The 20,397-nt window shown below is 62.0% G+C and carries 37 protein-coding genes; all 37 read left to right on the top strand.

Annotated elements, in window-relative coordinates:
- Positions 1–54 precede the first annotated feature (54 nt).
- The 37 genes from ACN0RL_RS16560 to ACN0RL_RS16380 all read left to right on the top strand — a co-directional run bounded on the left by ACN0RL_RS16560 (position 55) and on the right by ACN0RL_RS16380 (position 20,362).
- On the top strand, positions 55–270 hold the full coding sequence (locus tag ACN0RL_RS16560; protein ID WP_417518808.1) for a hypothetical protein: 216 nt from the start codon (positions 55–57) through the stop codon (positions 268–270).
- Positions 267–1,001 carry a helix-turn-helix domain-containing protein gene (locus ACN0RL_RS16555; RefSeq protein ID WP_417518806.1) on the top strand — a complete coding sequence of 245 codons (735 nt, stop codon included), beginning with the start codon at positions 267–269 and terminating at the stop codon, positions 999–1,001. Before ACN0RL_RS16560 ends, ACN0RL_RS16555 begins: the two co-directional genes overlap by 4 nt.
- The gene (locus tag ACN0RL_RS16550) at positions 998–2,290 is read left to right on the top strand and encodes a replicative DNA helicase (protein ID WP_417518804.1); all 1,293 of its coding nucleotides are present in this window, start codon (positions 998–1,000) and stop codon (positions 2,288–2,290) included. Before ACN0RL_RS16555 ends, ACN0RL_RS16550 begins: the two co-directional genes overlap by 4 nt.
- Complete coding sequence (locus tag ACN0RL_RS16545) at positions 2,290–2,583, top strand: hypothetical protein (protein WP_417518802.1); 294 nt, start codon at positions 2,290–2,292, stop codon at positions 2,581–2,583. The genes ACN0RL_RS16550 and ACN0RL_RS16545 overlap by 1 nt, the downstream gene beginning before the upstream one ends.
- Positions 2,580–2,765 carry a hypothetical protein gene (locus tag ACN0RL_RS16540; protein ID WP_417518800.1) on the top strand — a complete coding sequence of 62 codons (186 nt, stop codon included), beginning with the start codon at positions 2,580–2,582 and terminating at the stop codon, positions 2,763–2,765. Before ACN0RL_RS16545 ends, ACN0RL_RS16540 begins: the two co-directional genes overlap by 4 nt.
- Positions 2,762–2,947, top strand: a complete 186-nt coding sequence (locus tag ACN0RL_RS16535; RefSeq protein ID WP_417518798.1) for a hypothetical protein — start codon at positions 2,762–2,764, stop codon at positions 2,945–2,947. Before ACN0RL_RS16540 ends, ACN0RL_RS16535 begins: the two co-directional genes overlap by 4 nt.
- Positions 2,948–3,143: 196 nt before the next feature.
- The gene (locus ACN0RL_RS16530; protein ID WP_417518796.1) at positions 3,144–3,332 is read left to right on the top strand and encodes a hypothetical protein; all 189 of its coding nucleotides are present in this window, start codon (positions 3,144–3,146) and stop codon (positions 3,330–3,332) included.
- Positions 3,329–3,511 (top strand): hypothetical protein, encoded by a 183-nt coding sequence (locus tag ACN0RL_RS16525; RefSeq protein ID WP_417518794.1) that lies wholly within the window; start codon positions 3,329–3,331, stop codon positions 3,509–3,511. The genes ACN0RL_RS16530 and ACN0RL_RS16525 overlap by 4 nt, the downstream gene beginning before the upstream one ends.
- On the top strand, positions 3,508–3,813 hold the full coding sequence (locus ACN0RL_RS16520; RefSeq protein ID WP_417518792.1) for a hypothetical protein: 306 nt from the start codon (positions 3,508–3,510) through the stop codon (positions 3,811–3,813). Before ACN0RL_RS16525 ends, ACN0RL_RS16520 begins: the two co-directional genes overlap by 4 nt.
- Positions 3,800–4,045 (top strand): hypothetical protein, encoded by a 246-nt coding sequence (locus ACN0RL_RS16515; RefSeq protein WP_417518790.1) that lies wholly within the window; start codon positions 3,800–3,802, stop codon positions 4,043–4,045. Before ACN0RL_RS16520 ends, ACN0RL_RS16515 begins: the two co-directional genes overlap by 14 nt.
- A complete protein-coding gene (locus tag ACN0RL_RS16510; RefSeq protein WP_417518788.1) occupies positions 4,045–4,320 on the top strand; it encodes a hypothetical protein in 276 nt (91 codons plus the stop codon). The genes ACN0RL_RS16515 and ACN0RL_RS16510 overlap by 1 nt, the downstream gene beginning before the upstream one ends.
- Positions 4,317–4,733 carry a hypothetical protein gene (locus tag ACN0RL_RS16505; protein ID WP_417518786.1) on the top strand — a complete coding sequence of 139 codons (417 nt, stop codon included), beginning with the start codon at positions 4,317–4,319 and terminating at the stop codon, positions 4,731–4,733. The genes ACN0RL_RS16510 and ACN0RL_RS16505 overlap by 4 nt, the downstream gene beginning before the upstream one ends.
- On the top strand, positions 4,730–4,948 hold the full coding sequence (locus ACN0RL_RS16500; protein ID WP_417518784.1) for a hypothetical protein: 219 nt from the start codon (positions 4,730–4,732) through the stop codon (positions 4,946–4,948). The genes ACN0RL_RS16505 and ACN0RL_RS16500 overlap by 4 nt, the downstream gene beginning before the upstream one ends.
- Positions 4,949–5,046: 98 nt before the next feature.
- Entirely contained in the window at positions 5,047–5,688 is a 642-nt protein-coding gene (locus ACN0RL_RS16495) for a hypothetical protein (RefSeq protein ID WP_417518782.1), read from the top strand.
- On the top strand, positions 5,685–5,954 hold the full coding sequence (locus ACN0RL_RS16490; RefSeq protein ID WP_417518780.1) for a hypothetical protein: 270 nt from the start codon (positions 5,685–5,687) through the stop codon (positions 5,952–5,954). The genes ACN0RL_RS16495 and ACN0RL_RS16490 overlap by 4 nt, the downstream gene beginning before the upstream one ends.
- On the top strand, positions 5,951–6,394 hold the full coding sequence (locus tag ACN0RL_RS16485) for a hypothetical protein (RefSeq protein ID WP_417518778.1): 444 nt from the start codon (positions 5,951–5,953) through the stop codon (positions 6,392–6,394). The genes ACN0RL_RS16490 and ACN0RL_RS16485 overlap by 4 nt, the downstream gene beginning before the upstream one ends.
- Before the next feature lie 106 nt (positions 6,395–6,500).
- Positions 6,501–6,728: a hypothetical protein gene (locus tag ACN0RL_RS16480; protein ID WP_417518776.1), complete on the top strand. Its 228-nt coding sequence runs from the start codon at positions 6,501–6,503 to the stop codon at positions 6,726–6,728.
- A gap of 66 nt (positions 6,729–6,794) precedes the next feature.
- The gene (locus tag ACN0RL_RS16475) at positions 6,795–7,151 is read left to right on the top strand and encodes a hypothetical protein (RefSeq protein ID WP_417518774.1); all 357 of its coding nucleotides are present in this window, start codon (positions 6,795–6,797) and stop codon (positions 7,149–7,151) included.
- Complete coding sequence (locus ACN0RL_RS16470; RefSeq protein ID WP_417518772.1) at positions 7,148–7,738, top strand: recombination protein NinG; 591 nt, start codon at positions 7,148–7,150, stop codon at positions 7,736–7,738. Before ACN0RL_RS16475 ends, ACN0RL_RS16470 begins: the two co-directional genes overlap by 4 nt.
- A complete protein-coding gene (locus ACN0RL_RS16465) occupies positions 7,735–8,250 on the top strand; it encodes a hypothetical protein (RefSeq protein WP_417518770.1) in 516 nt (171 codons plus the stop codon). The genes ACN0RL_RS16470 and ACN0RL_RS16465 overlap by 4 nt, the downstream gene beginning before the upstream one ends.
- Positions 8,247–9,011 carry a hypothetical protein gene (locus tag ACN0RL_RS16460; protein WP_417518768.1) on the top strand — a complete coding sequence of 255 codons (765 nt, stop codon included), beginning with the start codon at positions 8,247–8,249 and terminating at the stop codon, positions 9,009–9,011. The genes ACN0RL_RS16465 and ACN0RL_RS16460 overlap by 4 nt, the downstream gene beginning before the upstream one ends.
- A 4-nt stretch (positions 9,012–9,015) precedes the next feature.
- Entirely contained in the window at positions 9,016–9,309 is a 294-nt protein-coding gene (locus ACN0RL_RS16455) for a hypothetical protein (protein WP_417518766.1), read from the top strand.
- A complete protein-coding gene (locus tag ACN0RL_RS16450; RefSeq protein WP_417518764.1) occupies positions 9,306–9,566 on the top strand; it encodes a hypothetical protein in 261 nt (86 codons plus the stop codon). The genes ACN0RL_RS16455 and ACN0RL_RS16450 overlap by 4 nt, the downstream gene beginning before the upstream one ends.
- Before the next feature lie 13 nt (positions 9,567–9,579).
- Positions 9,580–10,098: a hypothetical protein gene (locus ACN0RL_RS16445; protein ID WP_417518762.1), complete on the top strand. Its 519-nt coding sequence runs from the start codon at positions 9,580–9,582 to the stop codon at positions 10,096–10,098.
- Positions 10,099–10,300: 202 nt separating this feature from the next.
- Positions 10,301–10,762, top strand: coding sequence for a hypothetical protein (locus ACN0RL_RS16440; protein WP_417518760.1), 462 nt, complete (start codon positions 10,301–10,303; stop codon positions 10,760–10,762).
- The gene (locus ACN0RL_RS16435; RefSeq protein ID WP_417518759.1) at positions 10,763–11,056 is read left to right on the top strand and encodes a hypothetical protein; all 294 of its coding nucleotides are present in this window, start codon (positions 10,763–10,765) and stop codon (positions 11,054–11,056) included.
- Positions 11,049–11,270, top strand: coding sequence for a hypothetical protein (locus ACN0RL_RS16430; RefSeq protein ID WP_417518757.1), 222 nt, complete (start codon positions 11,049–11,051; stop codon positions 11,268–11,270). The genes ACN0RL_RS16435 and ACN0RL_RS16430 overlap by 8 nt, the downstream gene beginning before the upstream one ends.
- Positions 11,267–11,704: a hypothetical protein gene (locus ACN0RL_RS16425; RefSeq protein WP_417518755.1), complete on the top strand. Its 438-nt coding sequence runs from the start codon at positions 11,267–11,269 to the stop codon at positions 11,702–11,704. The genes ACN0RL_RS16430 and ACN0RL_RS16425 overlap by 4 nt, the downstream gene beginning before the upstream one ends.
- Positions 11,697–11,834 (top strand): hypothetical protein, encoded by a 138-nt coding sequence (locus tag ACN0RL_RS16420; RefSeq protein ID WP_417518753.1) that lies wholly within the window; start codon positions 11,697–11,699, stop codon positions 11,832–11,834. The genes ACN0RL_RS16425 and ACN0RL_RS16420 overlap by 8 nt, the downstream gene beginning before the upstream one ends.
- On the top strand, positions 11,834–12,949 hold the full coding sequence (locus tag ACN0RL_RS16415) for a hypothetical protein (protein WP_417518751.1): 1,116 nt from the start codon (positions 11,834–11,836) through the stop codon (positions 12,947–12,949). The genes ACN0RL_RS16420 and ACN0RL_RS16415 overlap by 1 nt, the downstream gene beginning before the upstream one ends.
- Positions 12,946–13,830 (top strand): hypothetical protein, encoded by an 885-nt coding sequence (locus ACN0RL_RS16410; RefSeq protein WP_417518749.1) that lies wholly within the window; start codon positions 12,946–12,948, stop codon positions 13,828–13,830. Before ACN0RL_RS16415 ends, ACN0RL_RS16410 begins: the two co-directional genes overlap by 4 nt.
- Positions 13,830–15,836, top strand: a complete 2,007-nt coding sequence (locus ACN0RL_RS16405) for an immunoglobulin-like domain-containing protein (protein WP_417518747.1) — start codon at positions 13,830–13,832, stop codon at positions 15,834–15,836. The genes ACN0RL_RS16410 and ACN0RL_RS16405 overlap by 1 nt, the downstream gene beginning before the upstream one ends.
- Positions 15,836–16,399, top strand: a complete 564-nt coding sequence (locus ACN0RL_RS16400; protein ID WP_417518745.1) for a terminase small subunit — start codon at positions 15,836–15,838, stop codon at positions 16,397–16,399. The genes ACN0RL_RS16405 and ACN0RL_RS16400 overlap by 1 nt, the downstream gene beginning before the upstream one ends.
- Complete coding sequence (locus tag ACN0RL_RS16395; RefSeq protein WP_417518743.1) at positions 16,392–17,846, top strand: terminase; 1,455 nt, start codon at positions 16,392–16,394, stop codon at positions 17,844–17,846. The genes ACN0RL_RS16400 and ACN0RL_RS16395 overlap by 8 nt, the downstream gene beginning before the upstream one ends.
- Positions 17,846–18,145 carry a hypothetical protein gene (locus ACN0RL_RS16390; protein WP_417518741.1) on the top strand — a complete coding sequence of 100 codons (300 nt, stop codon included), beginning with the start codon at positions 17,846–17,848 and terminating at the stop codon, positions 18,143–18,145. Before ACN0RL_RS16395 ends, ACN0RL_RS16390 begins: the two co-directional genes overlap by 1 nt.
- Positions 18,138–20,120 (top strand): hypothetical protein, encoded by a 1,983-nt coding sequence (locus ACN0RL_RS16385; RefSeq protein ID WP_417518739.1) that lies wholly within the window; start codon positions 18,138–18,140, stop codon positions 20,118–20,120. The genes ACN0RL_RS16390 and ACN0RL_RS16385 overlap by 8 nt, the downstream gene beginning before the upstream one ends.
- Positions 20,117–20,362, top strand: coding sequence for a hypothetical protein (locus ACN0RL_RS16380; RefSeq protein ID WP_417518737.1), 246 nt, complete (start codon positions 20,117–20,119; stop codon positions 20,360–20,362). The genes ACN0RL_RS16385 and ACN0RL_RS16380 overlap by 4 nt, the downstream gene beginning before the upstream one ends.
- The last annotated feature ends 35 nt before the right edge of the window (positions 20,363–20,397 follow it).

Genomic DNA, 20,397 nt, shown 5'->3' with positions numbered 1-20,397 from the left:
ATCAACGGTGCGGGAACACCTACGGGGCTGTCATCTGAATATGAGGATTACACCATGAAAACCACCGAACTGCAACGCAAAGCCACCATCGCGTACTTCAATCTGCACATTTGGATTCTCGGCTTGCTCATGCGCCTTGAGGACGCGGGACCGGTCACAAGCGAGTGGAAGCGACTGGCGTGCCGACAAGGCTGGTACATCCAGCAGCGCAACAAGCTGCGCACCCCGGCCGAGATTCGTAAGATTGAGCGCAAGCGGGGGCTGGTATGAGCGTAAAGGTATCGTCACTGGTGTGGGACAACTTCCCTCATGGCGGCTCAAAAATGCTGTGTATGCTGGCCATGGCCGATTGGAGTAACGATGCCGGCGGCTCCATTCATCCGTCCATTGCCACCTTGGCCAGAAAAATGCGAACCAGTGAGTCGCAGGCTCGCAGGGTATTGCATGGTCTGATTGACGAGGGCTATGTATCCGTAGTCGGCAACGAATTTGGCGGCGCACCCGGTGCAACAAGACTGTATCAAATATGCATGGAAGCCATCGCCGCACCGCGCACCGATGCGACCCCTAGCGCCCATGCGACCCCTAGCACCGATGCGCAGAGACGGGTAGCACCCATGCGCGAGACGGGTAGCACCCATGCGACCCAAACCGTTAGTGAACCGTTATATGAACCACCATTAGTCGTTTCACTTCTTTGCAAAGACGGTACGGAGTTCCAAGCGCCCGCCGATTTCGTTAAAGAAATGGTGGCCCTTCACCCCGGCAAGAACATTCCCGATCAGTTTATGGCCATGCGCAACTGGCTGGTCAGCAACCCCGGCAAGCGGAAAACTCAGGCGGGCATGAAGCGGTTCATTGGTGGCTGGCTGTCTCGCCAAAGCACCAAGGCGCAAACCAGCAACGTCTACACTGCCGACAACTACCGTCAACCCGTCCGAAAGCTGTTCCCCGGAATCAATCACGCCCCTGCGCCAACCGGCACGGGAGGTGAGCTATGAGCCTGCAAGCCGAACAGGAAGTGATTGCCGCCATGGTGCGCCACCCGTTCCTGGCGAAAGAGTGCGACCTGACCCCCGACGAGTTCCTGAACGATGCGTTTCAGGACATTTACCGAACCATGCAGCACATGGTTGCGCAGAACCGGCAGTTTGACGCGCTGACGCTGGCCGACGAACTGAACACGCCCGCCTTCGGGGTTGGCATGACGGAAGTGCTGGGCAACGTGGTGAGTAACGCCACCGGCAGCAAGGCCATGTTCAAGGACTACTGCGCGATCATCCGAAAGGATTTCCGGCTGCAGCAAGCCGCGAGCATTGCCCAAAGCCTGCTGTTTTCCGTTCAAGAAGACAAAGACCTGAACGCCACCGACGCAGCGATCAGCCAGCTTATGCAGTTGGGCTCGGTCGGTCGCAAGTACGAGTGGACCATGCGTGAGGCGCTGCGCAACGCCGTCGAGCTGGTGGAGCGGGCGCACGAGAGCGAGGGATTGGTCGGCGTGGAAACCGGGCTGGATTCCTTGAACGAGGCCACCGGCGGCTGGCACGACACCGATCTAATCATTGTCGGGGCACGTCCAGCCATGGGCAAGACCGCGCTCATGCTGAACTTTGCGCACGCCGCCGACCGTCCCGCCGGGATTATTTCATCGGAGCAGGGTAACGAGCAGATTGGTCTGCGCATGATTTCCATGCAAGGCCGGCTGGATGCCCAGCGCCTACGCACGGCCAAACTGCAGGAGGACGAGTGGCCCCGACTCAGTGCCGCCAGTCGCGCCCTGATGGACCGTGAAATCTTCATCAACGACGAGCCCAGTATCAACATCGTCGGCCTGGCCCGACAAGCTCGTGAGTGGAAGTACCGCTACAACATGGGCGTGCTGTTCGTGGATTACGTGCAGCGGATCAAGGGCAGCGCCAAAGGGCAGAACAAGTTGGAGCAGGTCACGGAAGTGGTCGGCGCGCTCAAGAGTCTGGCGAAAGAGTTGGGCATCCCCGTGGTCGCCTTGGCGCAAGTAAACCGGAGCGTGGATTCTCGCCCGGACAAGCGCCCGAACATGGGCGACCTGTCGGACGCCTCGGAGATCGAGAAAGAGGCGGACATTATCATCATGCTCTACCGCGACGAAGTTTATAACGAGGACACCCGAGACAAGGGCATTGCGGAGCTGGCGTTTGAAAAAAACCGCCACGGCCCGACCGGCGTTGTGCGCGCCGCGTTCCAAGGTCAATTCATGCGCTTCCGAGAGTTGTCCGCTCAGTCCTACCAAGAACAATACGGAGATTACTGATGAGCCGACTACCAAGGAAAGACAGTGTGAACGGTCAGGTGTTGCGCCTGATGCTCGACGGCAAAGCCCGGACCAAGCTCGACATTACCCGCGCGCTCGGGCTGCACCCCGCCAAAGAAGTCACCGCCCGATTGCGCGACTACCGCAAAGACGCGCCCGAGGGGTACTGCCTGGACGTGCCTCAGTGGACGGAAAAGCGGAACGGGGTACTGGTGTACGTGTACCGGATCGACAACCCGCCGCAGTGGATGCTCGACGAGCTGGCGAAAGAACAACAGGAGGTGGCGGCATGATTCGGCCCACGCTGGAAGCGCACATTCACGAGAAGACCGGCCTCAAAGTGTACGAGTTCGGCAAAGCCACGGGACTGTCCGTCACGCTGATTCGCAAGTGGTGGAACACCAACCGGCTGGCGCTGAAGCTGCTGATCTCAGGCTACGAACGCGAAGTGTTGCGCAAGGAGGTGCAGCCATGACCCCGCAAGAAAAGATCGAGAGCGCGCTGTCCCTGACGGACCTTGGCGTCGAGCAGTTGGCTCCGATAGCCGGACTCAGCACGCACGAAACCGCCGTGTTGCTGCGAAAGCTGATCCGCGAGGGCGTGGCGCGCCGCCGGACCGATGGCACTTATGAGTTGGTGGGGGAGAGCGCGGCATGATTATCCATATCTGCGGATTCCGAAGGCCGCACCGACTCCGAACGCCTGATGGTGGTTATGTGTTCTTGTCGTGGCACCCCTACCTCGGGCCGGACTTTTACCGTGATTGGGAGTGCCGCCGAGAAATCAAAGAGTGGTGGAAGCAGCCGGGCATTTGCCGGGCACTGAACTGGTTTACGGGCAGAGGGGAGCGCGCATGACCTGCAAACACTGCCAAGCCGGCGTACCCGTTCAGCATGGCGTCCACATGGGCGAGCTGGAAATGCACAAGTGCGAGCGGGAGCTGGCGCTGGTGCCCAAAGAGCAGACCCCAAGGGTGCGCGAAGCCTGGTATCAGCCCAGCGCCCGAAAAGACCTGCCGTTTACCTGTGGAGGCAAGCCATGAGCGAGCAGCACGATTTCCGCATTGAGTACCGCGAGGCCGACCTGTTTCATCGCGTCGAGTACATCAAGGGCGAAAGCAAAGAAGGGGTGCGCCAAGAGCTGATGCAGACGCGCCCGTATATCTTTCCGGTTCACATTACCCGGGTGAAAACGTGGGCCGAGCTGGGAGAGGTGGCATGAGCGAAATCATCGCATCGTACTGGAGTCACCTGAACATTCGTAGCCAAGCCGGAGCCACCTTCCGTTCCCGGTGCGCGTGGTGGGTACGTCGCCTGGCGTCTCGGATTGACGGGGAGTACGGATTCACCGTGACCATGGAGAGCTCGCACGACGTACCGCGGGAAGATCGAACCGCGTGCCTAGTGGCCGGCTTCACGCTCGCCAAGAAATTGTACGAGGAACGGGTGTTGCATGAAGCCATCGAGGAAGTGATGGCCGACGTGTACCCCGAACTGCAGGAGGACGACAATGACGACTGTTAGATTGTCCGACAATCTGGTAGTAGAGACTAACCGGAGCTGCCACAACCGCAGCCGTTCAGCTCTCAGTGGCCCCGTGATCGTGCCTGACGGCTTCAAGGCGGACGGTTCCAAGCGATTCCGGACCATCCGTACCGAGTGGAAAGACGCCGACCGTGGGCTGTGTCAGTACGCCCTGACGGACGAAGGCAAAGCCGACGCGGGGTGTTCGGGCTGCATTTGGAGGAATAAGTAATGTCGATCAAAACGGTCAATCGAAGGTCACCGCGCCGCGTTGGCCGATTCCGTTTGGACGCGCGGGCTGTGGAGCATGCATGCGTGGGCGTTAGCCGAATCATGAGCCAGTGCATCATTGTGCGCGCGGAAATGAGCTATCTCCGGGGCGCGATTGAGTACGAGGCAATCAGCTGGCGATTCCGCGAGGTTGAGCAAGGGTTCGTCCTACCAACGTACCAGTGGATATACAACGCTGAAACCGGCGAGCTGGACGTACAGGAGGTGATGCCATGAGGTTGTTCAGCAAGCGCAAGCAACCCGAGCCCGTGGAAACGCCGCCCGAGCCGGTGATTGGCCAGCCGGTACGGGCAATCATCAACGCCATGCGGGAGCGCCCGCACACGTTTGGGGTGAAACAGGTTTACACCCGCAGCCGGTTATACACGGACCAGTTCGTGGTGCGCGACCGCGTGACCGGGCTGGTGGTTGCTGTGGACTGCAAGTGGTATCCGAACACCGAATGCCGTTTCGATTTGCCGTTCCCAACCAGTGCGGCCGAGAACCTGGCGCTCGCTGAAGCCGGGGAGGCGCTGTCGAGGGCCAAGTACGAGCGCTTGAGCGCACACAAAGCCGCAAGGCGCCAGCGCAAAGAGGCCGACGCCCGCCGCGAGTGGTGCGCCAAGTACAACGTGAGGGCGGAGTCATGAACGAGGTACTGATGCAGGCCATTCTGCGCGAGCTGAACCGCGGCCCCATGAGCCTGGCCGGTCTGGCGCTGGCGCTGGGGCGGTTCCCGAAAGACGTGCGCCCCGAGCTGGGCGAGCTGGTGCGCTTGGAGAAAGTCGAGCTGCACCGCGACGGTCGGCGCTACGTGCGCGCCGGCATGTACCCCACCAACCCGACCGGACCGGAGGTGGCGTAATGGGCAGCGACTTCATCGGCGGCTACAAGGTCTGCAACCGCCACGGGCCACACAACGAGTCGTCCTGCCAGAAGTGCCAGGCCGAACTGAATCAAACCATGAGCGCGATAGCCGACAGCATTGCCGAGCAGGCGCACGCGAAAGAGCAGGAGAGGGCCATGAACACACCAACCGAAGCACAGCTGAACGATCCGAAGTGGTGGGCTGCGAACGCGCCGGAGTGGGCGACCATGGTAGGCCGCATAGGACCGGGGCGGCGACTGGCGTGGGCCAATCTGAGGCAGTACGGGTACAAGGACCACCTTGTCTTCTATCTCTTTGCGAGTGGCCAGAACTTTGCTCTGTGCGACTTCCGTGCGCTTGCCAAGCGCCCCAAAGCCGATGAGCCGCCCATGTGGGACGGCAAAGAAAGTCCGCCCATTGGAGCCGTTTGCGAAGGCGATGCGGACGAGCGCCCGGGAGGCTATGAGCCGTGCCTGGTGATTTACCACGACAAACACGCGGCGGCAGAGGGTCACACGCACGTTGCGCTGTTCATGGCGTACGGCAAGTTCATTGAGCCGCACTGGTGTTCCGACTTCCGCCCAGCCAAGACCGAGGCGCAGCGGGAGCGGGACGAGGTGGCAAAAAAGGCAGCCTTTATCCTTGAGATGAAGCACGGTTCGCCCATCACGCTCTACACCAAGTATTGCGAAGACCTCTACGACGCGGGAATGCTGCGCAAAGGGGGGCCGGAATGATGCAAGTAAATTTATGGATTGGTCGCTTGACGGTGCTTGCCAAAACCAACGAGTACCCGGCACCCACCACCACGCTGATCGGGTGGCACCCGGCCCGTGGCCCGCAATGGAAATGGGCGCTGCAGTATAGCGCGCGAAGCATCTACGGGAAGCGGCCAAGAGCCTTTAAGGCGCTGGTTTACAGTAGCGACTTTACATCTGTCCCGCTGCGAACCGTGTTCTCGTTTGGGCGGCTGCGCTTCTATTGGCAGGAGAGCGATCAATGACTGACACGGTAATCAATTCCGAGCCCAGCCTGCGCAGCGCCGTGCGCAAATTGGAGGCTGAGTACCGCGAGCACAAGTTTGTGCGTATGCGGACCAAGCCGGGCGTTGGCCGGTCACTGGATCAGAACGCTATCTCACACGCTTGGTACAACGACATTGCGCTGCAGATTGCGGACACGCCGGAGAACGTCAAGTGCGAGTGCAAGCTGCGCTTTGGTGTGCCCATCCTGCGCGCCGAGGACGCAGAGTTTCGCAGCCTGTACGACACAGCCATTAAACGGCACCTGACCTACGAGCAAAAGCTGGTGGCCATGCGCTACCTGCCGGTGACCAGCAACATGACCAAGGCGCAGTTGTCGCGCTACCTCGACCACATACAAACGAGTTACGCCCAACAAGGCGTGATCGTGACGTTCCCGAACGAAGCGGAGACAGCATGAGCCAGAAATTTGAACAAGCCATGCGGGGCGCACTGTTCGGTGCCCTCGCCATCTTCGTGCTGGTGCTGGCGGCCAGCCTTGTATCCTGCAACTTTGGAGGCTGACCATGGCCCGACACCCGAACCACCAAGCGTTTGAAATTAACCGCGGCGACCCCCGACCTCGACGCACCGGAATCACCCGCAAGCGCGAAGAGCAGGCCGAGCTGGCCCGGCAGATTGCTGAGTACCAGGCGCAAGGCGGGATCATCGAGACGCAGCCCGAGCCCGACGCACCCCCCAGCCCGCGGCGACCGGCGTGGCTGAACTTATCCCCGATGAGCTTTGACGGTTGAATGGGTGTTTTTTTGGCCTCAAGGTAGTAGAATGCTACTAGGCTTGAGCGGCGACCGAGGTGACCGATGAACGTGCGTAACCCGAAGCGACGGCAACTGAAACGCGGGCACTGCGCGTGCCTGTGGTTCGCCTTGGCCCTACTGCTCGCGGTGCTGGCCCTGCACGCGAAAGCCAACACCGGCCAGCCCGGAGAGTGCAGCCTGACGGCCATGGCGGCGCTGCGGGTGGCGCAACTGCCCGCGCTGGCGACCACCAACCGGGCGGACGCGGTGTTCGTCGCGTTCAGTCGGTACATCTGGCAGCACGCGGCCGGCGACAAGGTGAAGTTTTTGCGCTGGTATCGCATCGCCTGCGAGCAAAACCGAGTACCTCGATACTATCGGGTGCGGGATGGCAAACTGATTCGGGGGATGGCGGTATGACGCGGAAGTGTAGGTATCAGCTTTGTCGTCAAGAGCTGCCGCCGGCGAAGCTGAGCGCGCCCGTCGAGAAGGCCGGCTTTTGCGGTTACGACTGCATGGCCCAGCACGGGCTGGCGAAAGCACGCGCGCAGATCGCCAAAGAAACCCGGCGCTGGGTGCGCTCGGAGAAAGAGCGCCTGAAAACCAAGGGCGACTGGACCAAAGAGGCGCAAACGGAATTCAACAAGTACATTCGCGCCCGCGACAAGTACCAGCCGTGCATTTCGTGCGGGCGCTTCCCGAGCGATGCCGACTTGCTCACCGGCAGTCGTGTGGACGCGGGGCATTACCGCTCGGTCGGTTCGTGCCCGGAGTTGCGCTTCGAGGAACTGAACTGTCACGGCCAGTGCGTCAAGTGCAATCAACACCTCAGTGGCAACACCGTGGAGTACCGCATACGACTGGTGCAGCGCATTGGGCTGAACGCCGTAGACTGGCTGGAAGGCCCGCACGAGCCCAAGCGCTACACGATTGACGACCTGAAAGAGATCAAGGCCGCGTACCAGCGCAAGGCGAAAGCGTTAACCAAATCACAGGAGGCGGCATGAGCAAACGATTCGGACGCAACCAGAAGCGCAAGCTGAAAGAGCAGGCCAGGGCCGCCGAGGCGCAGTGCGAAACCTATCGGCAGTGGTACGAGCAAAGCGAAATGCTGGGTGCCCGTAACCGGCGCATTGTTGAGGCAACAGCCGAAGTGCTCGGCAATCACTTTATAACCCTGCCGCCCGACGAACTCAGCATTTCCAGCCTCGATCTACTGCAGACCGGCCTGCGCGTTTCGCACCAGTCGTCACTGCCACCCTGGGACGTGAACGCGTCGCTGGACCGGATGCAGACCTTCTTGGAGCGCACACTGCCCGCGCTTTACGGCACAGTGCATCTGAACGAGCTTCAGCAGCACACTCACTTCCGCCTGACTTACGAGGGCCGCCCCGTTGGCTACACCATCCAGCAGAGCAGCCTCGCCCTGCTACCGAAAGACGTGGTGATTGAGCGCGTTGCCACGGAGTTGGCGCAACACTTTCAGCACGAGCTGAATGGCAAACAGGAGGCAGCATGACCGACGGTGCCGACGCGCGCATGAACGCCATCGTCCTGAACGGCAACGACGGCTTGCATTATGAGGCCGAAGCCGTTGAATCGACGCGGGAAATCGGCAACGATAGCAGTCTTCCTAACACCAACAAGGACGTGGGCATGACCCCCGATTTTACCCAACCCCGAACCGGCTGGCGCCGCTGCACGGCCAACGGCCACGTACTGTATTTGCCTCGCGGTATCAGCTACGTCAACGGCCTGTGGCGCATCACCGTCTACAACCGGCAGCAGTACGAAAAGACCCTCGACGCGGCGTGGCGCAACCTGATCAAACGGCGCAACGGCGATTTGTCGATCCCGCCCACCGAGCGCGGCCCGACCAAGCGCCTCGACACCGGCGTGATTGGTGTGTGGGTGCAGATCGACCGCAAGCAGGGCGAACCGTATGCCGTGCTCAAAGCCACCATGTCGTGGGGCTCGGGTGCCCGCGCGGCGTGGATTGGCTCGCGCAAGCTCGAAAACCTGACCCAAGACTGGCTCGACCAAACGCTCTGTAAAGCAACTGGCTTTCGGTGGTATTTCCTGCACCTCAAGCGCACGGGCGCGTTGACCGGTCCGGTGCGCGTCAAAGACCTGCCCGACGAGTGGATTCCCGAACAACCCGTCCGCCGGGTGCTGACCGACGAGGTGTTCGCTTTGGAGGGGAAAGCCCATGCCCAAAATCCGTTGGCCGGAGCTGACGCTGCCGCCGATCAATCTGTGGAATGCGCCACGAAGGAATGAGCCTATGAATTTGACCAAGACAAAAGCTGAGTTGACCAAAGAGTTTGAGCAGGAGCTGCCAGCAACGGCAAGGCCGCTGAAAGTGCTCGTGGAGTTGAGCTACGACAAGCTTGCGCACTGCTGGGTAAAGCTGTTGTATCGCCGCCCCGGCACCGCCCTTAGCTCAGGCTCTCAGCGCTTGGCCGGTCAGGAGGTAGCGCTGTCTGTGTTGGACAACCCGGCCCGACGAGCGGAATGGCTGGCCCAGTTTATAGGCGCCGTCCGCCTGGACTTGTCGATGGCGCAGCCGACCGAATGACCGACCGCGCTGCCGACACCCTGCGCCCCGAACACGTCGAAGCCAACCGGCTGATCGACCTGGCGGAAACGGGCGACCGCGAGGCGTACCGGGCGGCGCTGAAAGCCTTGGAGCAAACGCACAGCGCCGTGATGTACGACGCCATCAAGCGACTGGCGGCACGGCAGTACCGAATGGCACAAGATCACCGCTTCTTCACATGGCGAGCGGATTGGGTAAGCGAGCAGCGAGCGAGGGCAGGCGATGAGCGCGAATAAGGGAGCGTACTTGATGGCACGACTGACGACCAAGGGACTGCAACCGGGCATGAGCTTCGGCGGCAAGCCGGTGATTGAGCGCATGGACATAGCGGCGGCGTGCAGCCGATTGTCGCCCCTGACCTTTCATCTGGTGATGGCGAAGTATTGCGACGACGTGCACAGCGCGCTGGAGGCCATGACCGAGCTGCAGGCGGTGATGGCCAAGAAATCGGCCGTGTGGGCCGAGATGGGCGTACTCAAGCGCACCGCAGTGGCGGCGGCGATGATCCAAGAGTTTGTCAGCGCGCGCAAGTGCGGCAGCTGCAAGGGCACCGGACAGGTCAAGCGCGGCACCAAGATCGAGGACTGCCGGCCGTGCTCGGCCACCGGGGCCAAGACCATCAGCGCCAGCGCCCGCGCCCGAGCGTGCGGCATCCCCGAATCGACGTTCCGGCACCAGCGCTTGAACGAACGCTACAACGACATTATGGACCTGCTGGCGCGCGCGGAGATTGGCGCGCTGGAAAGCATCAGCCGGAAAGCCTCGTAACACACGGTTAGACGTTCGTATTGTTTGACAATCGTTGACAGCTTGCGCGCTTTATGGCCCAATATCCCTAGTGTGAATAACTGCCCCCAAAAACCGCCCTCGTTCTGAGCTGGCGGTTTTTTTTGTGCCCGTTTCTTAGCTCTCCACCCGAGAGCCCGCCCACCGTCGCGTGGGCTTTTTACTTTCTACGCCCGGAGGCGCTATGAGCATCCACCCTGGACAGCTCCGCGAATACGTCATACGTCCGGTGCTGACCAGTTTAGGCTTGTATTCCGAAGCCGCTGTTGAATTGCTCATGCTCACCGCCGCCACCGAATCGCTGTGTGGCAAGTTCGTACACCAAGTCGGCGGGCCGGCGCTCGGCATCTTTCAGATGGAGCCGCGCACCCACGACGACATTTGGACGCACTATCTGGCGTACAAGCCGGAACTGGCCGCCCGCGTCAAGCAACACGGCCGACTGGCGGCACAACTGCCCGGCAACCTGTACTACGCCTGCGCCATGGCTCGCGTGCATTACCTGCGAGTGCCGGAGCGTTTACCGTCCGCCGCCGACGTGGACGCGCTGGCCCGTTACTGGAAAGCCCACTACAACACCCATTTGGGTGCCGGCACCGTGCGCAAGGCCATTGAGAATTACGCGCAGTACGCGGAGGTGGACTGAATGCCGAACACCCAGCCCCCGGCTCACTCACTCCCGGCGCACAGTTGGCACCTATCCAAGGCGGTCACGGTCGGCAACCTGATCGCCGTTTGGGCGCTGGTGTTCTCCGGCTTGTGGTATTTGGCGGGAGAGCGCAGCCGGGTAGACGGCTTGCAGCTCACCGTGGAGCACCTGAAGGAGTCGCGCCTGCAAGACCAAGCGCGCAACGAAAAACGCTTTGACGAAATCCGCGCCACCATGCAGCGGATCGACAACAAGCTTGACCAACTCATTATGGCGCGCGCCCGTGACTGAGCCGCACCCGAACCCAAACCAGTGGTGGTTTCACCGCCGGACCATGGCGTATGCCAGCCTGCTCGGCCTGTACGTGATCCTCGGGCAAATCCTGCTCGGGAGCATCACCGCCGACGTGGTGCCGCTGGCGCAGACGCTGTGCTGGGTGTTCAGCGCCAACTTGCTCTACTACTACGGCGGCAATGCCGTCGAGGCACTGCGAGGTAAGCCGTGATTCTGGACCTGAAAGCCAAGCTCATCGGTGCGGGCGTCGTTGGTTTGGCGTTCCTGTCCCTGCTGGCCGTGACGGGCTGGCTGCTGAACAGCCGCGACCTGCTGCAGCAAGAAGTGGGCGAACTGGAACAGTCCATTGCCCAGCTGACGCAAGCGGCGGCCGACCGCGAGGCCGAGAACCACGACTTGCGCGCGGAAATGGCCGTGCGCGATGCCCTGGTGGTGCAGGCGCAACGCGACCGCCAAGCGGCCGATGCGGACGCCCGCCAAGCCCGAGCCCAACTGCAGGAGGCGCTGACCCACGATGAATGCGCTCACACCGATCACCCTGATGCTGTTACTGACAGCCTGCGGCGCCACCGCTCCGGTGGTGAAGACTCAAACCGTGTACCGAACGCCCCCGACCGCCCTGACGGAGCCCACCCCGATGCCTGAGTACACCGGCAAGCGCTGGGCCGACCTGGCCGACCACGCACTGCAACTGGATTCTTTGCTGCAGCAATGCAACGGCGATAAGGCGTTGATTCGCCAATGGGCTGACCACCACAACGAGGCCGCGAACTGATGCCCGCACCGATTGTACTAGCCAACTTGACCCCCGCCATCGTCATGGGGAACGAGTCGCCCAAGATTTCTTCGCACCCCGACCTGCGGGACGGGACGCGGGGCGATACGTCGGGTGGCGGCGGCAACCCCGATCCAGACCCAAATCCAGGCCCAGGCTCCGGCACCACCGGGCAAATCAGCTGGAACGGCGTGGTGGCGCACGGTGGCGAGCTGACGATCACCGACGGCGAAAGCCGCTTTGGCACACGCCAGAATGTCAAGCCGCTGTATGTCAATACCGGTGGCGGCAAGACCGATACCGCATTGGGGCGGGATACCGGCAACAAGTTTGCGGCGGCGGCGGTGTACCAGACCACGCAGAAAGTGGGCTCAATACCGGGAGCCGTAGGCACCGACCATTACAACAATTCAACTGACGCGGCCTTTGACGGTTTGGTGATAGACCCCGACAAGCCGGTGGTGTGCTACGTGGAGCGGTACTACGGCTACGACGTAACCGACTCGGCGTACCAAAACGGCAGTGGCGGCTTCAACCACAAAGCCTTCCGTATCTGGGCGCAGGGCGACAACAACAACCTGTATTACACCAACCGCGAGGACGGCAGCGCCTCCTACTTTGTCGAATATGTGTGGACTGGCGGCTCGGATTGGTTCTCGCCGGTAGGGGTATGGTTCCAGTGGCACGCCGCTGAAATCCTGTTCAAAAACTCCGACCTCGACCAGTCCAACGGCATTTTCGAATATTGGGCGGATGGCGTCACGCTGAAGAACGCTGACCCCAACGACAACCGAACGCCCATGACCCGCAAGGCCGGGAAGCCGAACCCATTGGTCAAGCTGAACCTTGACCAAGTGTCCAACAACACCGGTCAGAGCAGCATTACCTACGTCGGTTACACCTGCATTGATGATGAGTACAACGGCGTCTACGTCGGCAATGCTTCTACGCGAGGCGCTTGCACCAAGTTGGTCAGGCAACCACAGACCGCGTGGGCACCAGGCCAAATCAAAATCCAACTGATTGAAAGTCTCGTTCCAGTCGGCGGCAGCTATCTGTATTTCCGCACCGGCAAAGATACGTGGGTTTCTGATTCAGGAGTCATTCTGTCATGACCGTTTTTGCATCCGACGTATTTGCCCGCACGGGCGGGACCAGCACACCACCGCAACTCAAGCTTAACAGCAACACGTCCGCCTCCGGCCATACCTGGATTCAGACCTCGGAAGGCTTGGCGATTCGCACCGACTTGGACGAGCTGGGCGGCACGGCCTCGGCAGCCGGCGGGAATACCCGAAATTTCGCGGGCCTGAACGGCGCGCCATCCGTCGCGGATTACACCGTCGAGATGACGGTCAAAGTGTTAACCACCGTGGATTTCACCGAGGGCGGCCCTATTGCGCGGCAGCCGACCGCCGGGGCCAACTCCGGTTACGCGGCGGTGGTGAACCCGAATGACTCCACCTTTTACCTCGAACGCTACGACAGCGGCACCGGCACCAAGATCAGCGGCGATTACGCGATTGACCTGACCACGCTGCCGGCCACGTTCAAGGTGGCCGTGAAAGTCGAAGGCAACCAGATCAGCGGGCTGCTGGACGACGTAGAAGTGATTGCGCCGGTCACGGACAGCACCCACACCGCCGCCGGTTTTGCCGGGCTGTACCTGCGCATTAAGACAGCAGCGTTTGATGACATTGTGGCGAAGGACTTTACCGCCACCGAGGTCGCTGGCCCCAGCGTGACTATTGGTGACGATCTGCAGCCAGGAGCCAGCTTCACACTGACCTATGACGGCTTCGACGCCGCGCCGGTCAGCCCGGCCACTTTAACCGACGCGCAAGGTAACAGCATTCCCGTGGCGGTGACCGTCACAGATACCGACACGGCTGGAGTGCACAGCGGTACAGCGGTCGGCACCTACCCGGCACTGCCGTCGTCCGGCACCGCGACCGGGCTTCTGTTTGGTGACGTAACCGTGGAGCTGGGCACCTGATGGCTACTGTGATCGCAAGCTACATCCCGGCGGCAGGTCGGGCCTATGTGACCCTGACCAGTTGGGCCGGGACCACGGCATTTACGACCACGCCGGTCGCTGGCGATCAGATTGAAGCCCCGAACGGCATCACCGTCGCCAATGACGGCACGGTGACCGGCGCGGACGGGGTGTACACCCTGCGCCATATTCGCCAGACCGGCGGCGGCATCGAGGCGGTGGATCACACCGTCGGCAGCGGCGATGCGGTGGCCCCGCAACTGACCAACCCCGTCGCCACCCGCACCGCGCCGGACAGCATTCAGGCCACGGTCGATACCGACGAAGCCAACGGCACGCTGTACGCGCTGCTGTCCGAGAACGCCACCGAAACCAACCCCACGATCAAAGCCACCGGCGACGCGCAGGTGGTGAACGCCCTCGGCACCCAAACGGTGACCTACACCGGCTTGCCGCTGGGTATGACCTACTACGTGCATTTTGTCCACGTCGATGCGTCGAACAACGAATCCGCGGCGGTCAAAACCGCGGCGGTTCGGACCCGACAAACCGCGACCACGACAGCGACGGTGGTAGTGGGCAGCAGTCGCAACTTGGCTACTTTGGTCGATCCGATCGAGCCGTACCTGTTTCAAGAATGGAGCCGCAACCCGGTGGCCTCCGAACAGTTGATTGCGCAAGCGTCCTCGGGCAGTTTTGATCGGTACGGCAACTTTGAAACCGAACTGGAAGCGATTCTGCCGATCTGGTTTGTCGAGCTGGACGGCACCATTCACCGGCTGACCATCGACACCACCGGACTGGCCAGCGCGCAGGACACCAAACCGGCGCCCTTCAGTTTCACGGCCAAAACCGACGTGGCCCGCAGTCTGGCGCAAACGTCGAACACCATCACGGTGCAGGACATTGACGCGGGGCTCGATATTCCGGTGTCCGTGACCGGCGGCACTTACTCCGTCTCGGTGGATGCCGGCAACACCTGGGGCTTGTGGACCAGCGACCCGGGCACGGTCAAGCTCAACGACCGAATCCGGGTACAGCACCCCTCGGCGGACACCTACAACACCGCCAAGAGCACCACGCTGACCATTGGCCCGACCGGCAACAGTCAAAGTGCGACCTTCACCACGACCACCTTAGCCGATACCGTCAAGCCGACGATCTCACTGGTGGGCGGCAACGTCACGCTGGTGCAGGGTACGCCCTACGACGAGCCAGGGTACACCGCCAACGACAACGCCGACGGCAACCTCACCATGGCGGTGGTGGTCACCGGCACGATTGATGAGGACCAGCTGGGCCCGCAGACCCTGACCTATACGGTGACGGATGCGGCCGGCAACTCAACCAGCACCACCCGAACGGTGACCGTGGTCGCCTTTGTGCCGGATGACCAGGTGCCCCCAACGATCCAGCTGACCGGCGGCAACCGCACCATTGACGTGGGCGAGCCGTGGGTAGAGCCGGGGTATTCGGCCTACGACGCGGTGGACGGCGACCTGACCGATCAAGTGGTCATCACCGGCACCGTCAACATCAACGCGCCCGGCCCGTATGTGCTGACCTACCGAGTCACCGACGCCGCTGGCAACGTGACCACGGCCACTCGAATTGTCACCGTGGTGGCGGGGGTGGATTACCCCTTTACCGCTGCAGCCCCCGCCTCCCGCACTTACGTGTGCGAGCGCACCTACCGCCCGGAATTGGGCGAGGGCGTGTTCATCTTGAAGGCTGGCGAAACCCTGGACTTCGATTTTGATTTGACCGCCTGGCTGGCCGAGCAGGGCGATGCCTTGGCGGCGGCCCCGGTGGTGTCTGTGCCAGACGACACGCTGGCGCTGGAAGCCTACGAGCAGATCGGCGGGTTGGATCGCGTCAAGGTCTGGCTGGGCGACAACAATGCTCCGACCGGCAAAGCGTACCCGGTGCGCTTGAGCATCACCACCGCCACCAACCGCACGGCGGTGTTCCAGTTCCGCGTCGTCACCTTGGACACGTACCAGTAATGCCGTTATCCGACAACCCTCGGGCCTCCACCAAGGCCAAATTGCGCGAGTTTGCCGACCTGTACCGCGGCGGTCCGAGCGACGTGCGCGGCAACGCGACGCAGTGTTATCAGGCGCTGCACCCCGGCGCCAAAGGCAAGGCCGCGACGGTCAACGCCACCGAGTACCTGAACCACCCGTACACGCAAGAGTACCTGCGCGCGCAGACCGACGCGGTGGCCGAGTCGGCCGACATTCGTCAAGAGCGGGTGCTGAAAGAGATTGCCAGCATTGCGCTGTTCGATCCGCGCAAGCTGTTTGACGACGCCGGACACCCGAAAAAGATTTCCGAGCTGGACGACGCCACCGCGGCGGCGATTTCCGGGCTCAAGGTGACGCACATTGGCGCCAAGGGGCAAGAGGTCGGCGCGGTTGTCGAGTACAAATTGTCCGACAAGAACAGCGCGCTGGAAAAGCTGATGAAGCACCTCGGGCTGTACGAGCAGGACAACAAGCAAAAGAACGAGTCGCTGGCCGACGCCTTACTGGCCGGTATCCGCCGAGTGAAAGGCTTGGATGAGTGACGCTGCCGAACGCCAGTTGCGCGCGGAAATTGCCCTGTGCTACGACGACCCGCTGCGCTACGTCATGCTGGCATTCCCATGGGGCGAGCCCGGCACGCCGTTAGAGCAGTTTCCCGACGGCCCCGACGCGTGGCAGCGCGACCAGCTCAACGCCATTCGGGACCACATACGCAGTGGCGGTGAAGTCTCCCTGCGGGACGCCACCACCTCCGGCCACGGCATCGGCAAGAGTGCCGAAACCGCGTGGATCATCCTGTGGTTCTGCAGCACCCGACCGCACTGCGCGGGCCGGATCACCGCCGGGACGCAGGCGCAGCTGATGAGCACCACCTGGCGGGAGCTGTCGGTGTGGCACAACCGGGCCATCAACAAGCACTGGTTCAAGTGGACCGCGACCCGGTTCTTTGCGGTTGAGTACCCGGAAACCTGGGGCGTCACCGCGATTGCCTGGAGCGAACACAATTCCGACGCCTTCGCCGGCTTGCATGCCGAGCATGTGTTGGTGATCTACGACGAAGCCTCCACGGTGGCCGACATTATCTGGGAGGTCACCGAGGGCGCGATGACCACGCCGGGCGCGTTCTGGTTCGTGTTCGGCAACCCGGTACGCAACACCGGCCGGTTCCGCGAGTGTTTCCGCGCCATGCGCCACCGCTGGAACAACCGACAGGTCGATTCGCGCACCTGCCGGATGACCAACAAGAACGAAATCGACCAGTGGGCCGAGGACTACGGCGAGGACTCCGACTTTTTCCGGGTCCGCGTCAAAGGCCAGTTCCCGCGCGCCTCCAGCAGCCAGTTGATGAGTGAAGAAGTGGCCGAGAACGCCCGCTTGCGGGTGATCCCGAAACGCATTTACGAGCGTTACCCGGTGATCCTCGGGGTGGACGTGGCCCGCTTTGGCGACGACCGCTCGGTGATCATTCGTCGCCAAGGCCCGAAAGCCTGGACCCCGGACGTGTACCGCGAGCTGGACACCATGCAGTTGGCCGCCAAGGTGTTTGAAGCCTGGCAAGAGCACCGAGCCGACGCCGTGTGCGTCGATGGCATCGGGGTGGGCGCCGGGGTGGTGGATCGACTGGCCGAGCTGGGCGTGCCGGTGGTGGACGTGCAGAGCGCCGCCAAGGCCGAGGACCAGCGCAAATACTTCAACGCGCGCTCCGAGCTGTGGTGCCGAACCGCCGATTGGTTACAGGACGCCTCGCTGCCGGACGACAAAGAATTGATCTACGAACTCACCGCCATCGAGTACGGCTACAACGCCAACATGCAGATCGTGGTGGAGAAAACCGACGACCTGAAGAAGCGCTTGAAAGTGTCGCCCGACTTAGCCTCCGCGCTGATCATGACCATGGCCGACAGCGACAAGATTGCCCGGGCGCTGGCCACCGACCAAAAGGCTGCCGCGCGTCCGGTGCGCCACACGAATATGGGAGCTTGGACCTGATGAGCCAGAACATCGACGGACAACTGGGCAGTCTGGTGGACGCCCTGAAAGAGCTGCTGGGCAAGTGGGCCGACCACAACGGCGTGACCGTGAAGTACCACCGCACCGAGCCGGTGCTGATGCTGTCCCTGCGCACGCCGGACGACTTGGCGATTGAGGTGACTTACCACATCAACCACACCAGCAAAGCGTACATCGACAACATGGTGCAAGGCATACGCGAGCACCTGTTCAACGAGCGCCAGGCGCGCCACCACAACCCGATCATCGTGAACACCAGGAGAAGCCTCAATGCCTAACGTCGGCCTGGTTGTCGTCAAGTCCAACGCCGAGCTGGAGCGCGAAGAAGCGGCCGAGGTGCAGGCGCAACGGGAAGCCGAGGAACGCCAGCAAGCGGCGCTGGAGTCGAGTCTGGCGGGGCACATTCGCCAGTTTTGGGAAGTGGCGTACCGCCACAAAGAGCCCATCGAGCAGCGCATGTTGAAGAACCTGCGCCAGATCGCCGGCCAATACAGCGACGACAAGCTGGAGAAGATCAAGCAGGCGGGGCTGCCAGCCATTTACATGGCCATCACCGCGACCAAGTGCCGGGCCGCGAAGTCGTGGATTCGGGACGTGCTGATGCCGGCCGGGGATCGCCCGTGGCAACTGAACCCGACCCGTGTGCCGGAGCTGAACCCGGAGATCAAACTGCGCCTGATGCAAAAGGTGCAGGCCGACGCTCTGCAAATGATGGCGGCGACCGGTCAAGAGATTGGCCCGGACCAAATGCGGGCGGCTTACGACAAGCTGGAAGCGCTCATCAAGAAGCAGCAGCGCGACGACGCCGAAACCAAGTGCGAGCGCATGGCCGATGAGATCGAGGACCAGTTGATCGAAGGCGGCTGGGATCAGCACTTTGACGACGTGCTGTCCGACGTGGTGGATTTCCCCGCCGGCATTCTCAAAGCCCCGGTACTGCGCCGCAAGAAAAAGCTGGCGTGGTCTGCGCAAGGCCAGTCGGTGGAGGTGGTCGAGAGCATCGCGCCGGAAGTGTACCGCGTCGATCCGTTCGCTTTTTACCCGGCCCCCGGTGCCGTGGAGCCGGACGACGGCGACTGCATCGAGGTGCACGAATACCAGGCGGATCAGATTCACGACCTGATCGGCCTGCCCGGTTACGACGAAGGCAAGATTCGCGCCGTGCTGCGAGATCACACCCTGCACGGCCTGAGCAACTGGACGCGCGAAGCCCTGCGTTCGGCCAAGAACCGCGCCCGCGGCCAATTCAACGGCCACCACAGCGACGAGAAAACCATTGAAGCGCTGGAATTTTGGGGCTCGGTGCAAGGCCGCAAGCTGTTGGAGTGGGGCAAGAGCGCCGAGGAAATCCAAGACCCTGACGCCCTGTACGACGTGATGGCGGTTCTGATCGGCCAGCACGTCGTGTGCGTGCGCCTGAACCCCGACCCGCTCGGGCGCAAGCCGTACCACAAAGCCTGTTTTGAGAACATTCCGGGCGCCTTCTGGGGCAAGGGCGTGCCCGACCTGATCGAAGACTGTCAGGACGTATGCAACGCCTCGGCCCGCGCCTTGGTGGCCAACATGGGCATCGCCTCCGGCCCCCAGGTAGCGGTGAACACCCAAAGCCTGCCGCCGGGCGCCGACATTGAACAAATGTACCCGTGGAAGATTTGGCAGCTGGATTTCAGCAAGACCGGCGGCAACAGCCGGCCCCCGATTGACTTCTTCCAGCCCAACGGCAACACCAGCGAGCTGATGAACGTGTTCAAGGAGTTTTCCTCGCTGGCCGACGAGTACAGCGGCATCCCGGCCTACAGCTACGGCGTCGGCCAATCGGTCGGCGGGGCGGGCAAAACCGCGTCCGGGCTGTCTATGCTGATGAACGCGGCGTCCAAGTCGATCAAGAACGTCATTAAGCACATCGACTCGGGCGTGATCGCCCCGGCGGTGGAGAAGTTCTACGTCCACAACATGCTGTGGCACGAGGATCAAAGCCTGAAAGGGGACGCCCAAGTGGTGGCCCGCGGCGCCTTGTCGCTGGTGGCCAAAGAGCAGAACCAGTTGCGCCTGCAGGACATGCTGGCGCAGACCGCGAACCCGCTGGATATGCAGATTCTGGGACTGGAAGGGCGCGCCGAATTGCTGCGCAAAGCCTTCCACGGCGTTGATATTGGCTCCGAGTTCGTGCCCAGCGAAGAAGAGTTGCGCGCCAAGCAGCAGCAACTGCAGCAGCAGGAGCAGTTGCAGGCGCAAGGCGGGGCCCCTCAGTGATTCGTCAGCCGACCCAGCACGAACTGGAAGCGCTCGCCGTTCTGGAGCACAACCCCAATTTTATCGCCCTCCGGCAATGGCTGGAGGACAGCTTGCGCGCCACGCACGAACGCTGCGCGCAAGAACGAGACGAGGTGACGCTGCGCCAAGCACAAGGCGCGGCGATGGACCTGACCGATTTTCTTGAGCACGCCCGCACCGCGCGAGGCACCGCCGAGAAATTGAGAAAGCGGACACCGTAAGGCCCGCCTTTTCACGAACCCCGAAACCGCCCGCG

The organism is Marinobacter sp. (assembly GCF_048259445.1).
Taxonomy (GTDB): Bacteria; Pseudomonadota; Gammaproteobacteria; order Pseudomonadales; family Oleiphilaceae; genus Marinobacter.
The sequence above is the reverse complement of the archived record's forward strand: the minus strand, read 5'-3'. Positions and strand labels throughout refer to the sequence as shown.